Origin of the sequence: Synechococcus sp. OH30 (assembly GCF_047462175.1) — a bacterium.
Classification (GTDB): domain Bacteria; phylum Cyanobacteriota; class Cyanobacteriia; order Thermostichales; family Thermostichaceae; genus Thermostichus.
Window position 1 is genome coordinate 33,819 of the sequence record NZ_JANSIP010000001.1, and the last position, 16,721, is coordinate 50,539.

General features: G+C 59.5%; 16 protein-coding genes. 8 read left to right on the plus strand and 8 right to left on the minus strand.

Annotated features, from left to right (window positions below; translation table 11 throughout):
* Positions 1-44: 44 nt before the first annotated feature.
* Positions 45-281 carry a 50S ribosomal protein L28 gene (gene rpmB, locus NW830_RS00205; protein WP_414362805.1) on the minus strand — a complete coding sequence of 79 codons (237 nt, stop codon included), beginning with the start codon at positions 279-281 and terminating at the stop codon, positions 45-47.
* Positions 282-304: 23 nt separating this feature from the next.
* Complete coding sequence (locus tag NW830_RS00210; protein ID WP_414362806.1) at positions 305-661, minus strand: hypothetical protein; 357 nt, start codon at positions 659-661, stop codon at positions 305-307.
* A 181-nt stretch (positions 662-842) separates the two neighbouring features.
* Between NW830_RS00210 and NW830_RS00215 the strand changes: the two genes are divergently transcribed.
* From NW830_RS00215 to cobN, 4 genes are all read left to right on the plus strand, one after another.
* Positions 843-1,949 (plus strand): dockerin type I domain-containing protein, encoded by a 1,107-nt coding sequence (locus NW830_RS00215; protein ID WP_414362808.1) that lies wholly within the window; start codon positions 843-845, stop codon positions 1,947-1,949.
* Positions 1,950-2,120: 171 nt separating this feature from the next.
* Complete coding sequence (locus NW830_RS00220; RefSeq protein ID WP_414362809.1) at positions 2,121-2,360, plus strand: hypothetical protein; 240 nt, start codon at positions 2,121-2,123, stop codon at positions 2,358-2,360.
* A 204-nt stretch (positions 2,361-2,564) separates the two neighbouring features.
* A complete protein-coding gene (locus tag NW830_RS00225) occupies positions 2,565-3,752 on the plus strand; it encodes an SBBP repeat-containing protein (protein WP_414362810.1) in 1,188 nt (395 codons plus the stop codon).
* Between the two features lie 289 nt (positions 3,753-4,041).
* Positions 4,042-6,252, plus strand: coding sequence for a cobaltochelatase subunit CobN (gene cobN, locus NW830_RS00230; RefSeq protein ID WP_414362811.1), 2,211 nt, complete (start codon positions 4,042-4,044; stop codon positions 6,250-6,252).
* A gap of 72 nt (positions 6,253-6,324) precedes the next feature.
* Here the strand turns inward: cobN and NW830_RS00235 are convergent, their stop codons facing one another.
* Positions 6,325-6,636 (minus strand): RNA recognition motif domain-containing protein, encoded by a 312-nt coding sequence (locus tag NW830_RS00235; RefSeq protein WP_414360089.1) that lies wholly within the window; start codon positions 6,634-6,636, stop codon positions 6,325-6,327.
* 220 nt (positions 6,637-6,856) lie between these two features.
* On the minus strand, positions 6,857-9,595 hold the full coding sequence (locus NW830_RS00240; RefSeq protein WP_414360016.1) for a valine--tRNA ligase: 2,739 nt from the start codon (positions 9,593-9,595) through the stop codon (positions 6,857-6,859).
* Between the two features lie 184 nt (positions 9,596-9,779).
* Here NW830_RS00240 and NW830_RS00245 point away from each other — a divergent pair, with 184 nt between their 5' ends.
* Positions 9,780-10,202, plus strand: coding sequence for a heavy metal-responsive transcriptional regulator (locus tag NW830_RS00245; RefSeq protein WP_414360014.1), 423 nt, complete (start codon positions 9,780-9,782; stop codon positions 10,200-10,202).
* Positions 10,203-10,246: 44 nt separating this feature from the next.
* Positions 10,247-10,684, plus strand: coding sequence for a putative iron-sulfur cluster-binding metallochaperone (locus NW830_RS00250; RefSeq protein WP_414360011.1), 438 nt, complete (start codon positions 10,247-10,249; stop codon positions 10,682-10,684).
* A gap of 142 nt (positions 10,685-10,826) precedes the next feature.
* On the opposite strand, the gene NW830_RS00255 is transcribed toward NW830_RS00250, so the two are convergent.
* A complete protein-coding gene (locus NW830_RS00255) occupies positions 10,827-11,648 on the minus strand; it encodes a phosphatidate cytidylyltransferase (RefSeq protein WP_414360009.1) in 822 nt (273 codons plus the stop codon).
* A 291-nt stretch (positions 11,649-11,939) separates the two neighbouring features.
* Here NW830_RS00255 and pdhA point away from each other — a divergent pair, with 291 nt between their 5' ends.
* Entirely contained in the window at positions 11,940-12,941 is a 1,002-nt protein-coding gene (gene pdhA / locus NW830_RS00260; protein ID WP_414360006.1) for a pyruvate dehydrogenase (acetyl-transferring) E1 component subunit alpha, read from the plus strand.
* A 220-nt stretch (positions 12,942-13,161) separates the two neighbouring features.
* Positions 13,162-14,742, plus strand: a complete 1,581-nt coding sequence (locus NW830_RS00265) for an NAD(P)H-quinone oxidoreductase subunit 4 (RefSeq protein ID WP_414360004.1) — start codon at positions 13,162-13,164, stop codon at positions 14,740-14,742.
* A 128-nt stretch (positions 14,743-14,870) separates the two neighbouring features.
* Here the strand turns inward: NW830_RS00265 and NW830_RS00270 are convergent, their stop codons facing one another.
* From NW830_RS00270 to NW830_RS00280, 3 genes are all read right to left on the minus strand, one after another.
* A complete protein-coding gene (locus NW830_RS00270) occupies positions 14,871-15,050 on the minus strand; it encodes a hypothetical protein (protein ID WP_414360001.1) in 180 nt (59 codons plus the stop codon).
* A 310-nt stretch (positions 15,051-15,360) separates the two neighbouring features.
* The gene (locus NW830_RS00275; protein ID WP_414359998.1) at positions 15,361-16,050 is read right to left on the minus strand and encodes a V4R domain-containing protein; all 690 of its coding nucleotides are present in this window, start codon (positions 16,048-16,050) and stop codon (positions 15,361-15,363) included.
* Positions 16,051-16,249: 199 nt separating this feature from the next.
* Complete coding sequence (locus NW830_RS00280; protein WP_414359996.1) at positions 16,250-16,720, minus strand: phycobilisome protein; 471 nt, start codon at positions 16,718-16,720, stop codon at positions 16,250-16,252.
* Position 16,721: the final 1 nt, after the last annotated feature.

Genomic DNA, 16,721 nt, shown 5'->3' on the forward strand with positions numbered 1-16,721 from the left:
TGGATCCCAGGCCCGCCTAGGGGCCCAGTTTCCCAAGCGACCTCTTAAAATTGGTTGAGGTCAATGCCAGCCTCGCGGGCCATGGTTCCTATCCCCTTGGTCTTGAGGGTTTTTAGGGCCTTGGTCGAAAGACGCAGGCGGACAAACCGCTTGCCCTCTTCCCACCAGATGCGCTTCCACTGCAAGTTAACTTCCTGTAGGCGCTTGGTACGTCGATGGGAGTGGGAGATGGCAAAAGCGTTGTTGCGTTTTTTGTTGGTCAGTTGGCAACGACGTGCCATGGAATACAAGCAACTCAGCGCTGCTATTGTATAGTGTTTTTCTGTTGGTCAGCAAGTTGGGCTTGCAACTGGGCTAGCTCTGCCCTCAATTGGTTAAAGGTTTGTTGGCAATGGTTGACGCTTCTTAGAGGCAGCTCTTCGTTTTTAGCAATGCAGGTTACCTGGACAGACCCATCGGAGGTCTGGCGGGTGCGATCCACAAACACTTCCACTGTTACCAGCTTGGGGTAGGGGTTTTTTCCAGGAGGCTCGCCGGCCACCCAGTAGTCAGGGCCACTGTGGAGAATGGTGAGCTGGCAACGCTCCAAGAGGGCGCGGATTGCTTCGCTCAACTGCTCGGCTGAACCCACAAGCTGGGTAACGCAGGAGTATCGAGCCATAGGGGAAGCAAGTCACCACGGCTATCCTACCATCAAGTTTTCGGCTCCTGCAGCCGAAGGCAAGTGAGCAAAATTGCGCTCGAGAGTACCCTGCCTCGGCTTAAGCAGTCCTGCTGCAGGAAAGTGAGCTGAGTTACAACATAGAGGACGCCTTCCAGCTTTTTCCCTACGGAAAGTTGCCATGTGTAGGGTTTCCCGTTTAGCCCCTTCTCTCTTGCTGCTGGGATCCCTGAGTTTTGGCTGGATGGGTGTTGCCGCTGCCCAGGTTCAGCCTTTTCAACCGGGCGATCTGGATGGAGATGGTCGTTTGACGGGGCAGGATCTCAACCTGCTGGGAGCCTATTGGCGCGGAGAGCTGCAGTTAACCAACGAGCAGATTCAAGCTGCCGATGTCAATCAGGACGGGCAGATTAGCGAAGCCGATGGGCAGGTTCTCCAGCAGCGCCTTCAAGCCGCTACGGATGCTCCCCCAGGACAGGGGCAGTTAGATTCTGCCTACTCGGGTCAGGTGGTGGATCGCCTGACGGGGCAGCCCCTGGCCGGTGTGGAGGTGGCCATTCCGGGGGCGGGGATTTCAGTGCGCACGGATGCTCAGGGTCGGTTTCGCCTGCCGGAGCCGCTGCCGGCAGAGGAGATTTTGGTAGCGCGCCTGGAGAATTACTTGCCGTATTCCCAAAGTACAAGCAGAGTTTCAGCCGGCGGGGATCGACCTTGGCAGTTGCAGTTGGAGCGCTGGGATCCCAACACAACTTTAGTCCTGGAGGCAAATGTCATCCGCCTGGGCGATAACCACTACTCCCCGGAATCCGCTGCCGCCGGGCAATTTCTTGGTCCTGCCCAAGGGGTGGAAATGACCCGCTCCTTCAGCCTAGAACGTCTGCCGCCCCGCCCACCGGTTTTGCGCATTGGATCCCTGATTGGGTTGGACACAGCCGCTGCCTATCGGGCTGGCCAGTCCCGGATCCCCACTGCCGATATGTCTCCCATGCGCGTGCTTTTGAACGGGGTAGAGGTGGAGCAACTCCAGTTGGGAGGAGACGACCTACACATCCTTCTGCCGCTGCAGCATTTGCGCCTGGGATCGAATACGGTGACGCTGCGCACTGGCAAAACGGTGCTCCAGCCGGGCAGGATCGCTGGCGGCCCCCGGATCAGTATCCCTCTTTTTGGGGGATCCCTGGATATCGTTGTGCCGCTGGGGAGTGACACCCTCGGCCAGGATGGTGGGGCTTGGGTGGACTACGACGATGTGCAGTTGGCCAATGTCGCGATTGAGATCCCCAACTAAACGCCCAAGCTAACTTGCGCCAGTTAGGCCGTGGGATGTTCTCAAGAAACTTGCGCGAAGGCTTTCCAACTTCAAAGCATGACCTGGGTGTCGTTGTAGCGCTGAGCCCCTACTGGGAGGCCATTTGCGCTGCTGTTGGGGGAAAGCAAGCCACAAGCGCTGCTAGCTGCGGTGGATGGATTGGTGTACGACGAGCTGGATCAATCGCAAGCCCATTTGCCCCAGCGTCAGCCTCCTCGGCTCCACCTGCTCATTGTCGGCCTCGAAGCCCTCTCCCTGCTCCCTGGTCTCTTGGCACCACCCGGCTGTTTGGGGAGTGCCGGCGGGCTGACGTTTGGCTGCCTGTTTCCCCGACGAGCTCATCGAGGCCATCGCGCAGGAAATCCATCCCTGGGCGCAGTGGCAGCCTGAGTTCAACTTTGAAGAGGCCCAGCCTTTTTGCCTGTTCCAGGGCAAGCAGCGCTGCAGTTTTTGCCGCGCCTGGCTAGCCCTGAAGCAATGCCTCAGGTTACCTAGGGATCCTGTGCTGCTGCAGAAGACGTGGAGGCTTATCCCTCGCGATAGCTGGGGAGAGCCCTTGCTATGCTTTGCCCAGTGCCCCCCAAAAGAGGGCCTATGAGCAGGAGACAGGCACTGGCTAGAGCAGTTCTGGGTGTCTTAGCTTTTTTCGGTTTAGGTTTTGGGTGTAATCCCAGCCCTTGGCTGCGCCAGTTTGGTACCCCTTCCTCTGACGAGGCTCGCGCCATCGCAATTGATGGAAAGGGAAATATTTGGGTGGCGGGAGTAACGGAGGGAAGCTTTTTGGGCCAAAGCTCGGCAGGGGGTGGTGATGGTTTCTTGCGCAAGTACAATGCCTGGGGCCGAGAGCTCTGGACACGGCAGTTGGGCACCCCTGCTTTAGACGAAGTTGTGGCGGTGGCAGTGGACAGGAGAGGGAACACCTGGGTGGCAGGAGTGACCTACGGCGCTTTCCCTGGCTACAGCAATGCCGGCGCAAAAGACATCTTCCTGCGTAAGCACGATCCCCAGGGTCGGGAGCGCTGGACGCAGCAGTTGGGCGGTGCTGAGCCTGACCAAGTCACTGCCATTGCCGTGGATGGCAAGGGCAATGTCTGGGTAGCCGGAAATAGCGGAGGCAAGAGCTTTGTGCGCCAATACAACGCTGACGGCAAACCCCTCTGGGTCCGCGAGCTAGGGGCCCAGGTCACTGCCCTGGCCGCCGATGGGGCAGGAAATCTCTGGATAACCGGATTCGTCCGCGACCGCACAAGGGCCGGCGGCTTTGTCGGCCAGTATGATCCCAGCGGCAACCAGGTTTGGCTGCGCCAGTTTTCCAACAAAGGGGGCGACGGCACTCTTGCCATCGCTGTGGGAGAGGAGGGAAAAGTTTGGGTGGCGGGCTATACCCAAGAGGCTCCTGCTGGACAGGCCTTGCTCCAGGGGTACAGTGTCTTTGTGCGGCAGTATGATCCCTACGGCAACGAGCTCTGGAGCCGCCAATGGGACAGCGCGAAAGGGGAGCGCCCTCTGGCCATTGCCGTGGATAGGCTCGGAAGGGTCTGGGTGGCAGGATCCACCCAGGGATTTCCTGCAAGTCGCAGCGATGCCTTTGTCCGCCTCTACGATACCAACGGCGGCGAGCTCTGGCGCCACCAGTTCGGCAGCGCCGACTTCGACTGGATCCAGGCGATGGCGCTAGACCAAGAGGGCACCCTCGGGGTGGTAGGTGTAACCTGGGGATCCATCGCCGGAGAGCCCCATGCTGGTCTGAAAGATGTCTTTGTGCTCAAGTACGGCCGTTAGGTTGACACTCCCACCGCCTCAAGGCGTAGGGTTCTTACGTAGTGGCGCTGTCAAGACGCCTCTAGACAGTCCCCTGAGGCAAAGCCCTGCTCGCCTCAGCGGGGCGGAGCCCTCTCGCGTCCCAGACGCTTGCACCAGGCGGATTTTTCACCGTGATTAGCTGCTGGCCTGGGAACGATACACCTTTTCGGCAAGTATACCCTTTTCCGCCCCCCACTCAAGTGCAGGGCTACCAAGCTATCCTTCTGGGTAGTCTCAAGGAGATGGCGGGGCGCCTGGCACTGGCTCTATGCACCGGATAGCTGCTTTGCCGGGGGGATGGGATCCTTCCCAAGGCGGGGTCGTTTTCCTGGAGCAGGATCCGGCCCCCATCGTTGTCCTGTCGGCAGCCGACACGGATCTGACGGCCTTGAGCGCAGCCATGCGCCTGCTGCCGGCTGATTTCCCGGCGGTGCGGGCGGCTAACCTCTTGCAGTTGCAACAGCCTCTCAGCATCGACGACTACGCCGAGAAGGTGTTGCGGCAAGCTCAGGTGGTGCTCCTGCGCCTGTTGGGGGGAAGGGCCTACTGGAGCTATGGCCTGGAGGTGGCCAAAGAGGTAGCGGCAGCAGCGGGATCCACCCTGATTGTGATCCCTGGGGATGACCGCCCCGATTGGGATTTGGTTAGCCACTCCACCGTGCCCCTGGCAGTGGCCGACCGGGTGTGGCAGTACTGGCTGGAGGGAGGAGCAGCCAATGTGGCGGCTTGCTTGAAATTCTTGGCCAGGGAGTTCCTGGGACAGGAGTACGCCGTGCCAGAGCCGCAGGTGCTGCCTCGGCTGGGGATCTACCATCCCCCCCTATCCCCCCTCAAGGATCCCCACGCCCCCAAGGTAGGGATCCTGCTCTACCGCGCCCATGTTTTGGCGGGGAATACGCAGCCAATAGATGCCCTGGCCAAAGCCCTGCAGGAGCGGGGGTTGCAGCCGCTGTGTCTGTACACCTATGGCCTGCAGGAACCGGACTTGCCGCAGGCCATCCGGGAGCACTTCGGCGGCCAAATTGAACTTCTGTTGAACACCACTAGCTTTTCCCTGGCCCGCCTGGAGAGCGAGCAGCCCGATGTCCGCCTCTGGCAGGAGCTGGATGTGCCGGTTGTGCAGGTGGTCTTGAGCAGTGGGTCGCGGGAGCGCTGGGAGAACTCCACTCGGGGCTTGGGGGCGCGGGATCTGGCCATGAACGTGGTGTTGCCGGAGGTGGACGGGCGCCTCCTCAGCCGCGCCATCTCGTTCAAGACGGTTCAACAGTGGGATCCCCGCCTGCAGACGGAGATCATGGCCTATGAGGCTGTGCCGGATCGGGTGGCGTTTGTGGCCGAGCTGGCGGCCAACTGGGTAAAGCTGCGGCGCACTCCTGCCAATCAGCGCCGTCTAGCCTTGATTTTGGCCAACTACCCCAGCCGGGATGGACGGCTGGCCAATGGGGTAGGGTTGGATACACCGGCAAGCTGCGTGGAGATCCTCAAGGCCCTGGCGGAAGCTGGCTACCGCGCCTGTCCACTGCCCCAGAGCGGAGATGAGCTCATCCGCTGGCTAACCCAGGGCCAAACCTATGATCCGTTGGGATCCCTACGCCCGGCGCGGCAGGTGCTGCCGGCTGCCCTCTATCGGGAGTGGTTTGCCCAGTTGCCTGCCGCTGTCCAAGAGGATCTGGTGCGGCAGTGGGGGGATCCGCCCGCCCACGACCTCCCCATTGTCGGCCTGCAGCTGGAGCATGTTTTTGTCGGCCTCCAGCCGCCGCGAGGCTACGACCGGGATCCCTCTTTGAACTACCACGCCCCAGATTTGGTACCACCCCATGAGTACCTGGCCTTTTACCTGTGGCTGCGGCAAGTGTTTGGCGTGCAGGCGGTGGTGCATGTGGGCAAGCACGGCAACCTGGAGTGGCTGCCTGGCAAGGGATCCGCCCTTTCAGCCACCTGCTACCCAGAAATAGCCTTGGGGCCCCTGCCCCACTTCTACCCCTTCATCGTCAACGATCCCGGCGAGGGATCCCAGGCCAAGCGGCGGGCTCAGGCTGTCATCCTCGACCACCTCACCCCGCCCCTAACCCGCGCCGAGCTCTACGGACCCTTGGCGGAACTGGAGCGGCTGATGGACGAGTACTACGAGGCCCAGCAGATGGATCCGGGGCGCTGCCCGCTGATCCGCGCCCAGATCCAGGAACTTGTCCGCCAAGAGCACCTCGACTTGCAGTTCAACCTAGAGAAAGAGGAAGACTGGACCCGCCTCGATGGCTACCTCTGCGAGCTCAAGGAATCCCAGATCCGGGATGGACTGCACATTTTTGGCCGCACCCCCACTGGCGAGCAACTGGTGGATCTCCTGTTGGCCCTGGCCCGCTACCCGGGTGCTGGACAGTTGGGCCTTACGCAGGCCATCGCCCGCGACTGGGGCTGGGACTGGGATCCCCTGGCCGCCGACCTCACGGATCCCTGGCCGAACAAACCGCCGGCTTAATTGCAAGGAAAGGCTCGCTCCCCAGCTCCCCTCTCCCTCTGGGAGAGGGGCCGGGGGTGAGGGGTTGACATCTCAATAGCGAGATTGGAAGCTCCGCCGCCGGTCGCCGCCGTTTGAGTTGGCAGACCGGAAGCCTGAGGTGGGGCGTTCTTCTCGGGGGCGAGCCTTGTTGACCTTGAGGTTGCGGCCCATCCATTCTGCGCCGTCCAGAGCGGCAATGGCAGCCTGCTCTTCGGCTTCAGAGCTCATTTCCACGAACCCAAAACCGCGGATGCGGCCTGTCTCACAGTCGGTGGGGATCTGCACCCGCTTCACGGAACCGTACTCAGCAAAAACAGCGGTCAAATCCGCTTCCGTCACCTTAAAGGAATTGACATCGACGATCTCCGAAAGAGAGAGGAACAAAAAGCGAGATATTCGGAGAGCCGTCTGCCAATACAAAACGTGAAAACCCGCCAAGATCAGAAGAACCGAACGCTACAACCGACATCTATCTCGAACACAGAGATGGGGGATAGCCACTCCCATTGCACGAAAATAGCCAGTGCCATTGAGCTCGAGGCTACGCAAGTCGGCTGTCAAGGGCAAGAGCCCCAAAAGAGAGCTAGCCCAACTTTTCCAAGCGGGCTTGCAAGAGCTGCATCTGGGCCTCCAGCTCTGCCAGTTGCTCACGGCTGGCCTGCACCACTTCCGGGTTGGCCCGACTGAGGAAATTGGGGTTCTCTAGGCGGGCGCGGATCCCTTGGGCCTCTTTTTCCAGCTTGGCCAGATCTTTTTTCACTTTGGCCCGCAGCGCCTCCACATCCACCAGCCCCCCCAAGGGCACCAGCACCTGCACTGTGCCCACCACGGCAGCCGCCACCTGCTTGGGTTCCGTGGCCAGGGATCCCGTGATTTCTAAGGACTCAACCTTGGCCAGCTCGCGGATGTAGGCCTGGGCAGCGGTGAGGATCCGCTGCTCGTCAGGATCCTCGGTAACCAGCAGAGCCGTGATGGTTTGATGGGGCTTAAGGCCAGCCTCTGCCCGCAGGTTGCGCAGGCTGCTGATGGTCTGGATCACCAGGCCAAACTCCCGCTCCAGTTGCGGGTTAACCCAGCTGGGGTCGGGGGTGGGATAGGGTTGGACGGAGATGGAGGTGGCTTGGTTGGCCTGGGTGAGGAGCTGCCAGACTTCTTCGGTGATATGGGGCATCCAGGGGTGCAGCAGCCGGAGGATGGTCTCCAGCACGCTGGCCAACACCTGCTGTGCCGTGCGCTTGGAGGTGGGGTCTTCCCCCCGCAGCCGCGGCTTGACCAGCTCGATGTACCAGTCACAAAAGTCATCCCAAATCAGGGAGTACAAGAGCCGCGCCCCCTCGCCCAGGCCGTAGGCTTCCAGCTCTTCAATAACCTGGGTGGCCGTGGAGTGCAGCCGCGACAGGATCCAGCGATCGGCCAGCTCCAGCGCCTCCGGAGCCGGGGATCCCAGTTGGGCGGGGGTTTGCCCCTCTAGGTTCAGGAGCACAAAGCGGGAGGCGTTCCAGATCTTGTTGGCAAAGTTGCGGGCCGCCTCCACGCTGGCGCTCTCGCCAGTCTTGCGGTCGTAGGCCAGGCGGATATCCTGCCCTGCCCCCACCACTTCTTTAACCAAAGCGTAGCGCAGGGCGTCGGTGCCGTATTTGTCCAAGAGCTCGATGGGATCGATGCCGTTGCCCTTGGACTTGGACATTTTTGCCCCGTGCTCGTCCCGCACCAGGCCGTTGATATAGACATCTTTGAAGGGGATCTGGCCGGTAAACTGCACTCCCATCATGGCCATGCGGGCCACCCAGAAGAAGATGATGTCGAAGCCCGTGGACATGAGGGAGGTGGGGTAGTAGCGCTTGAAGTCCTCCGTCTCCTCCGGCCAGCCCAGTGTGGAAAAAGGCCACAGAGCCGAGCTAAACCAGGTGTCCAACACATCGGGATCCCGCTCCAGCCGCTCGAGGGCCGGGCCAAACTTCTCCCGTGCCTTCGCCCAAGCCTCTTCAGCATTGCGGGCCACCACAAAAGCCTGGGGATCCTCAGGGATCTGGCCGTCGATGACGGGGTACCAGGCCGGGATCTGGTGCCCCCACCACAGTTGCCGCGAGATGCACCAGGGGCGCAGCTTCTCCAGCCAGCCCGTGTAGACCTTGGTCCAGCGCTCCGGAATAAAGCGGGGGTTGTGGTGCTCCCGCTCCTCCTGCAGGCAGCGGGCCGCCATGCCGGAAACATCGCAAAACCACTGAATGGAGAGCAGCGGCTCAATGGGCACACCCCCGCGGTCGCTGTAGGGCACGCTGTGGGTGTACTCCTCCACCTTCTCCAGCAGACCGTGCTCGGCAAACCACTGCACCACCCTCTCGCGGGCCACAAAGCGATCTAGACCAGTGAAGGGATCCCCGTTCTCGTTGAGGGTGCCGTCCTTGTTGAGAATGTTGATCAAGGGCAACTGATGGCGCCGGCCCATCTCAAAGTCGTTGGGATCGTGGGCTGGGGTAACTTTGACACAGCCGGAGCCAAAGGAGGGATCCACGTACTCGTCGGCAATGATGGGGATCAGGCGCTCCTTGATGGGCAGCCGCACGAACTGGCCAATGAGATGGCGGTAGCGCTCGTCTTGGGGGTGGACCGCCACGGCTGTATCCCCCAGCATTGTCTCGGGGCGGGTGGTGGCCACCACCAGGTACTGGCTGGGATCCGCAGCCAGGGGATAGCGGAAATGCCAGAGGTGGCCCTTGACCTCTCTGTTGTCCACCTCGATGTCGGAGACAGCCGACTGGGTGGCCGGACACCAGTTGACCAAATACTCGCCCCGGTAAATTAGCCCTGCTTCGTAGAGGCGGACAAAGGCTTCCGTAACTGCCCGGCTCAGCCCCTCATCGAGAGTAAAGCGATCCCGCGTCCAGTCCAGTGACAAGCCCAGGCGCCGTAGTTGGCTTTTGATGGTGCCCTGGGATTGCTCCTTCCAAGCCCAGGCCCGCTCCAGAAAAGCCTCGCGGCCCAGGTCAAAGCGGCTCTTGCCCTCCTGGCGCAGTTGGTTTTCCAGGATGGTGTGCACGGCAATGCTGGCATGATCCGTACCGGGCAGCCAGAGGACGTTGTAGCCGCGCATGCGCTTGTAGCGCACCACCACATCCGGCAGGGTAAAGGCAAAGGCATGGCCCATGTGGAGGCTGCCCGTGACGTTGGGCGGGGGCAGCACCATGCTGAAGGCTTCTCCCGGCGCCTTGGGATCCGCCACATAAAACCCCTTTTCCTCCCAAAAGCGCTGCCACTTCGGCTCGGTTGCAAAGGGGTTGTACTGACTGGGCAGGTGGGCAAGGGCAGGTGCAGCAGTCATGCCGAATCTAGGCCAGGGCTTCTTGTAAGGACTACCCTAATAGGTTAGCAGGCTTACTTTAGCCTGACGGGCTCTTGCGGCTCTCTTTGCCGGGGTGGACCTTGCGGGGGATCCCTCTTGACCTTGTAGTTAGCTATAGGGTTTAGGCTAGGAGAGCTGCTGGAGAGAGGGTATAGAACCGGGCATGACTGAACTGCTGCGGGTGGGTCAGGTAGCCGAGAAGTTGGGCATCAGTCCCCAAACCCTCTACTTCTACGAGCGCCTGGGGCTCATTCCCAAACCGCGCAGGACGGAGGGGGGCTATCGCCTCTACGGGGAGCCTGAGCTGGAGCGGCTGGCTTTTATTGCCCGTGCCAAGGCTTTGGGACTTACCCTGGCTGAGATCAAAGAACTGCTCTTGCTTCAGGAAAATGGGCAAGCTCTGCCCTGCTGGCAGGTGTACGTAAAGCTAACGGAAAAACTTAGACAAATCGATAAGTCAATTGCCCATCTGCAGGAACTCAAAGGGGAGCTATCGACACTCATTGAACAGTGTCAACAGAAATTTTCTGAACAAGAGAAAAGTTCCTCTTGCACTATCTTCCAACAACAGCTCGATGACCCATGACAAGAGAACCCCTTGCACCATTTTCTGCTAATGCTTGGCAGCCCTTGTGTCCAAGGAGCGGGGAGCAAGGGATCCCGGTTCAACTGATTACCCTGAAGAGCCTGCTGTGCCCTCGAGCTTTGGCACAACTGAATGCAGACAGTAGCTACGCGTTTTGTCAGGATCCCATTTGTCCTGTTGTTTATTTTTCTGAGCAAGGTCAAAGCTTTGGGGTTGACGACCTCAAGGTGCCAGTCTTTCAAAAAGAAAGTGGCGAGGACGTACCCGTCTGCTACTGTTTTGCATGGACGCGCCGGCGCATTCGGCAGGAGCTGCAGGGATCCACAACGCCCCAGGCCATTCTTGCCGAGATTGCCGCCCACATCAAAGCCAGGCGCTGTGGCTGCCAGGTCAACAACCCCCAGGGGTTTTGCTGTCTGGAAAATGTCAGGCAGGTCATCTTAGAAGTGCAGCAAGAGAAGGTTGAGAAACGAGATAGCTGAAGAGCCAAAAGACCAGAGATTTCTCCGTTCCAAGGGTAGCTTTGGTCGTACCGTTCCTGCGAGGATTGTGCACAGATTGTCCAACCTTCTAAAGGCAAACTTGTGTCTAGAATCTCCTCGGCTGGGGTGGGAATTATCGCAATTATCGGCTGAAATAGGCGTTGAGCCATTCCAGGCATTCCATAAAGTAAAACACCAACGGCGCGGTAAAGACATAGCTATCGCCCCGATCCAAAATGCCGCCGTGGCCGGGGATGAGATCCCCGGAGTCTTTGACGCCGGCATCCCGCTTCATCAGCGATTCCGTTAGGTCGCCCAACAGGCCCGTTAGCCCAATCAAAAACCCCAGCACGCTGCCGCTCCACCAGTGCCAGGGCCAGTTCAGGTAGTAGGCTCCGGCCATGGCCAGGGCCATGCTGGCCGCGATCCCGGCCACGGCCCCTTCCACCGTTTTTTTTGGGCTGAGGAGGGAGAGCTTGGTGCGCCCAAAGGCCCGCCCACAGAGGTAGGCCGCTACATCGGCAGCAATGACACAGCCAATGGCTAGCAGCGTAATCCACAGCCCTTCGCCAAGTCCTTGGGAAAAAGACAAAGCCCTGACGCGGATCCAGAAGCTGGGCAACAGCGCACAGTAAAACAATCCCAAAATCGAGGTGGCAATGTCGGCGATGGTGGCCAGCTTGGGCTTAAAGAGCAGATAAAAGCAGATCACAGAACCGGCCACGATAAAGGCAGGGCTGGTCCACTCCGGCTTAACCTGCTGCAAAATCACCAGCACTTGGCTGGAAAACATGGTGGTGCGCATGGCCGGCGCATTGCCCTTGGCCTGCACCAGACGAAAGAACTCCAGTTGCGCCAGAAAAATAATCAGCCCAATGGCTGCCGTGAAGTACCAGCCCCCTAGCAGGGTGACCGTCAGGGCAAATAGCACCGCCGCAAAACCGCTAACCCAACGGGCTCCCATAGGCGCACCCCGTTATCTTGGCCGGCCGTTCGGCTTCCAGGAGAAGATCCCCCCTAGAAAAAGCCTTTGCCAGGATACCTGCTCTTGCGGTATTCGCCTCAGCGGGACGGAGTTCTGACTTTGATGCGGCTGCTGCAATGGCAATGCCTCCTGCCTTAATCTTCCAGTCTACCCCCCTTCCTCCAGAACTGGGATCCACCTCGATCTCCCCCTCAGCGGGATTGCAAGTGCCCCCAAGCGTGGGATAATTAAAAGACTGCAAAAATGGGTTACCCTTAATCACCTTCCAGCATGGTTCAGGAACTTACCCCTCCCGTGGCGAGTGCTCGCATCTCTGCCGAAGAGGCCCGCATGCTCTACGAAGACATGGTGTTGGGGCGCCTGTTTGAGGACAAGTGCGCCGAAATGTACTACAAGGGCAAGATGTTTGGCTTTGTGCACCTGTACAACGGGCAGGAGGCGGTGTCCACGGGGGTGATCAAGGCGCTCAAGCCCACCGACTACGTCTGCAGCACCTACCGGGATCACGTGCATGCCCTTAGCACCGGGATTCCCCCACGAGCAGTGATGGCGGAGCTCTTTGGCAAAGCCACCGGCTGCAGCAAGGGACGAGGTGGCTCCATGCATCTCTTTTCGGCGGAGCACAACTTTTTGGGGGGCTATGCCTTTGTGGCGGAAGGGATCCCGGTGGCGACGGGAGCAGCGTTTTCGGCCAAGTACCGCGGCACCGACCAGGTGACCGTCTGCTTTTTTGGGGATGGGGCTTGTAACAATGGCCAATTTTATGAATGCCTTAACATGGCCGCCCTCTGGAAGTTGCCCATCGTCTACGTGGTGGAAAACAACTTCTGGGCCATTGGCATGGCCCACAAACGGGCCACTTCGGTAACCGACATCTACCTCAAGGGCCCTGCCTTTGGCATGCCCGGCTACCAGGTGGACGGTATGGACGTGCTGGCGGTGCGGGAGGCTGCCCAACAGGCTATCGCGCGGGCCCGCGCCGGGGAAGGCCCCACCTTGCTGGAGTGCCTCACCTATCGCTTCCGTGGCCACTCGTTGGCCGACCCCGACGAGCTGCGCAGCCCGGAAGAAAAAGAATTCTGGCGGCAGCGGGATCCCATTAAGCAACTGGAGCGCTACGCCCTCGAACACAACTTAATGACTGAGGCGGACTTCCAGGCCATTCAGGAAAAGGTGAGCGCCGTGATTGAGGATGCCGTCCTTTTCGCGCTGGAAAGCCCTGAGCCTACCCTGGACGAGTTGCACCGCTTCGTTTTTGCCGAAGACGACTAGCTAGGCAGCGGGGAGTTCCCACTCTGAGACTTCGCCTGGCCAACTACCCCAAGGCGCATGGTCAGGCCAGATCCTTTAGCGCTCTCCATGACAAGCGTTGGAGAGGGGACCTAGATCTGCGCTCTGGCGCAGATTTTTTTGTAAATCTCCCTTTCCATTTGTTTACATAGCTTCATATTAGTGAGATATTGAGCATAAGTACTTATTCCCATTTCCAGTCATGAGCAGTTCTCTTGAGTTTCCCTGGCTGTCAGTCCTGGTGCTCCTGCCGCTGCTGGGTGCCTTTGGAATCCCCTTGATCCCCCAGAGCCGCTGGGTGCGTTGGTATGCCCTGGCGGTGGGGGCTTTGGATTTGGGCCTGATGGTCTATGTTTTCGGGCAGCGCTACGACTTGCGGGATTTTTCGCTGCAACTGGCAGAACGCTACGCCTGGGTACCCCAAATTGGGTTTCACTGGTCGCTGGCGGTGGATGGCCTGTCCTTCCCGCTGGTGTTGCTCTCGGGCTTGATTACGACTTTGGCGATGGTGGCGGCTTGGGAGGTAGCCCAGAAGCCGCGCCTGTTTTTCTTCCTACTGCTATTGATGTATGGCGCCCAGGTGGGTGTGTTCCTGGCGCAGGATCTGCTGCTTTTCTTCTTGATGTGGGAGATCGAGCTGGTACCCGTTTATCTTCTCATCTCCATTTGGGGTGGGCCGCAGCGCCAATACGCCGCCACCAAGTTCCTCCTCTACACCGCTGCCGCCTCTATTTTTATTCTGGTGGGATCCCTGGCGATGGCCTTCTACGGCGAGGGCTTTAGCTTGGAGATGGCAGAGCTGGGCGCAAAATCCTACCCGCTGGCCCTGCAGGTCTTGGCGTATGCAGCTTTCCTGATTGCCTTTGGGGTGAAGCTGCCCATCTTTCCGTTTCACACCTGGCTGCCGGATGCCCATAGCGAAGCCTCGGCGCCCATTTCGATGATCTTGGCTGGGGTGCTGCTCAAGATGGGGGGCTACGGCCTCATCCGCCTAAACCTGGGCCTACTCCCGGAGGCCCATGTGTCCTTTGCCCCGGTGCTGGCGGTGTTGGGCACAGTAAACATCATCTACGGGGCCCTGGGGGCTTTGGGGCAAAACCACCTCAAGCGGCGCCTGGCCTATTCTTCCATTGCCCACATGGGCTTTGTGTTAATCGGCATTGCCACTTTTACAGAGCTAGGCCTCAACGGCGCCCTGCTGCAGATGATCTCCCACGGTCTCATTGCGGCGGTGCTCTTCTTCTTGACAGGGATCACCTACGAGCGCACCCACACCCTTGCTCTCGACAAGCTGGGCGGCCTGGCCCAGCAAATGCCTAAAACCTTTGCCCTGTTTACAGCAGGAGCTTTGGCCTCGTTGGCGCTGCCGGGGATGAGCGGCTTTGTGGGTGAGCTGACGGTGTTGCTGGGCTGGACCACCAGCGATGCCTATGCGCCGGCCTTTAAGGCAGGGGTGGCCCTGTTGGCGGCGGTAGGCCTCATTCTTACCCCCATCTACTTGCTCTCCCTGCTGCGGCAGGTGTTCTATGGAGCTCAGGATCCCGGGCTGGTGCTAGAGGAGTATCTAGGGGATCTGCGCCCGCGGGAAATGGCTGTCGCCCTCTGCCTGCTCTTGCCCATCCTCGGCATCGGCCTCTACCCGCGTTTGGCTACTCAGACCTATGACGTGACAACAGTGGCAGTGGCAGCCCACTTGCGCAGTGCCTTGCCGACGGAAATTGTGCAACGACCTCTCCGACCCCTGCAGACGGCTCAGGTAGCGGCTTTGCCCCCGACCGATTAAGTGGGTCGGGATCCCCGCTTTTGCCTTCAACGGAAGAGCTGTTGCTTGAGAAGTCCAGCTCTTCTTTTTTTATTTCGAGGTTAAACGTGGGAGGGGGGATGTTTTAGGCTGGAGTTCGCTTCTGGCCCCTAGCGAGGATCAGAATGAATGGAGTTGCGTTCGCTCAGGTTGAGCTGCACTGCCAACCACCAAAGGGTAACGTCGGAGTAAGTTGCCCTCTGCTTCAGCCGGAAAATAGAATGAACCGGATTTTGGCTATCAATCATCCACTCGGAAGCGATGATTTGGCTCCGTTCGCGGGCGTTCATTTTTTTCTCTCTCCCCTCACCAACTCAAGACCTGGGATAGCTAATATTTTAGGATGACGAATTGAGGGGGGAGCGTGTGAAAAAATATATTACGCAGGGATCCCCAGGAATAGATAACTTTCTTAGTAATTTGGATCGCAGAGGCTTCTCAGTTGAGAACCTGCTGGCTGAGGAGCTAAAAAACTTCGCAAAAAGTGAGGGATTGAGCAGGTGAGCCATCCCTATCTTCACAAGTCTTAAGACTTGGAAAAGCTTAACTCTCTCCTTCGGCAGCCGCCTGGAAGGGCAGTTTTTCAGAAAGGCTCCCCCTCTAGGAACCAGCGGCCAGCCGATCCACAATCTCCTCGTGGGAGAGGCCCTTGCGCACCCATTCTTCACCATTGTGCAGCCGCTGAGCGGTGCCAATAAGGAAGCGGTTGCAGTCGGCTCCCAGGGATTCACAGGTGGTTTGCACACAGACCAGATCTCGGCCCGAGAGCAACGAGAAGAGGCCGGCCAGCATTCCTGCCTCTAGATAGCCGGCAGGCTCCCGCCGCGCAGACAGTTCCTCCGGCCTGAGGCTGGCACGAGCAGCCAGGGCAAAGCCGGAGTTGCGGATCCTAGCCTCCACCAAGCCGCGGTCAGCAGCGGAAAAGTCCAGCTCTAGGCGGCCCCAGCCGTGGGTGGCCCAGAGCTCGCTGAGGGCATCGAGGAAGATCCCCAGCGGCAATTCCTGCAACGGCTGTTGGTAGTAGCGGGAGAGTTCGTCTTCGATGCGGCGGAAAAACGCTTCTCCCCAGTGGCGGCCACAGTTGTAGAGGATGACGCGGGTGGCTTGCCCCGTCTCATAGCGCAAGCCGGCGTAGATGGCTTCCAGGAGAGGCATGGGAAAGGCTGCCAGGCGGTATCCTCCCCGGCTGTAGAGCAGGCCGCTGTGGATGTCGGGACGGATGTAGTAGGCAGGGCTAAAGCAGTGCCCGGGCAGGATCTGGTCTTGCAGGATCTCTTGCAGGGTAGTCATGGCTGTCCTCGCAGGGAGATAGACGGACTTGAGGGCGGCTGAAACTTAGGCTTTTATGGTCATTTCAAATAGCAACAAAATAGTTGGTTGCCTGGATCCCAACTCCCCTCTCCCTTGGGGAGAGGGGCCGGGGGTGGTCGCGTTAGGTGCAAGGAATGGATGACCAGGGAGTGGGCTGTATATTGAGAGCCCATTGACCTCAGTTGACCAGCATCGACTTGGCCAAGAGCACGTAGGGGCGGATGGCCTCGCTCGCTTCGGGGCCGAAGACAGCGCTGAGGGAGTCGAGCATCAACTTATAGGCAGGCTGGCACTGGTCGCGCATCTTGAAGGACTTCAGGATCGTCTCCAGCCAGTAGAGCAACTTATCCCGCAGGTAATCCTCATCGTTGAGCAGCATGGCCAGGCAGCAGTAGCGCCACACCATGCTTAGATCGCGGCGGCAACGCTCCCAGGCCAGGTGCCCATGTTGGCGGGGCAAATGGGGCATCATCGGCTGGAACTTTTCCATCACCCGCTCCACTAGCTCCTGCTCTTTGGCCTGCAGGACTTGATAGAGGCGGACTCGTTTGGGGATCCCTTCCACATAGGCGTGTAGGGTTTTCAGCTCGTCTGGGCGCAGATAGCGGCCCTCACTTTGTTGCATCAGCGCGGTCACCATTGAATTCATA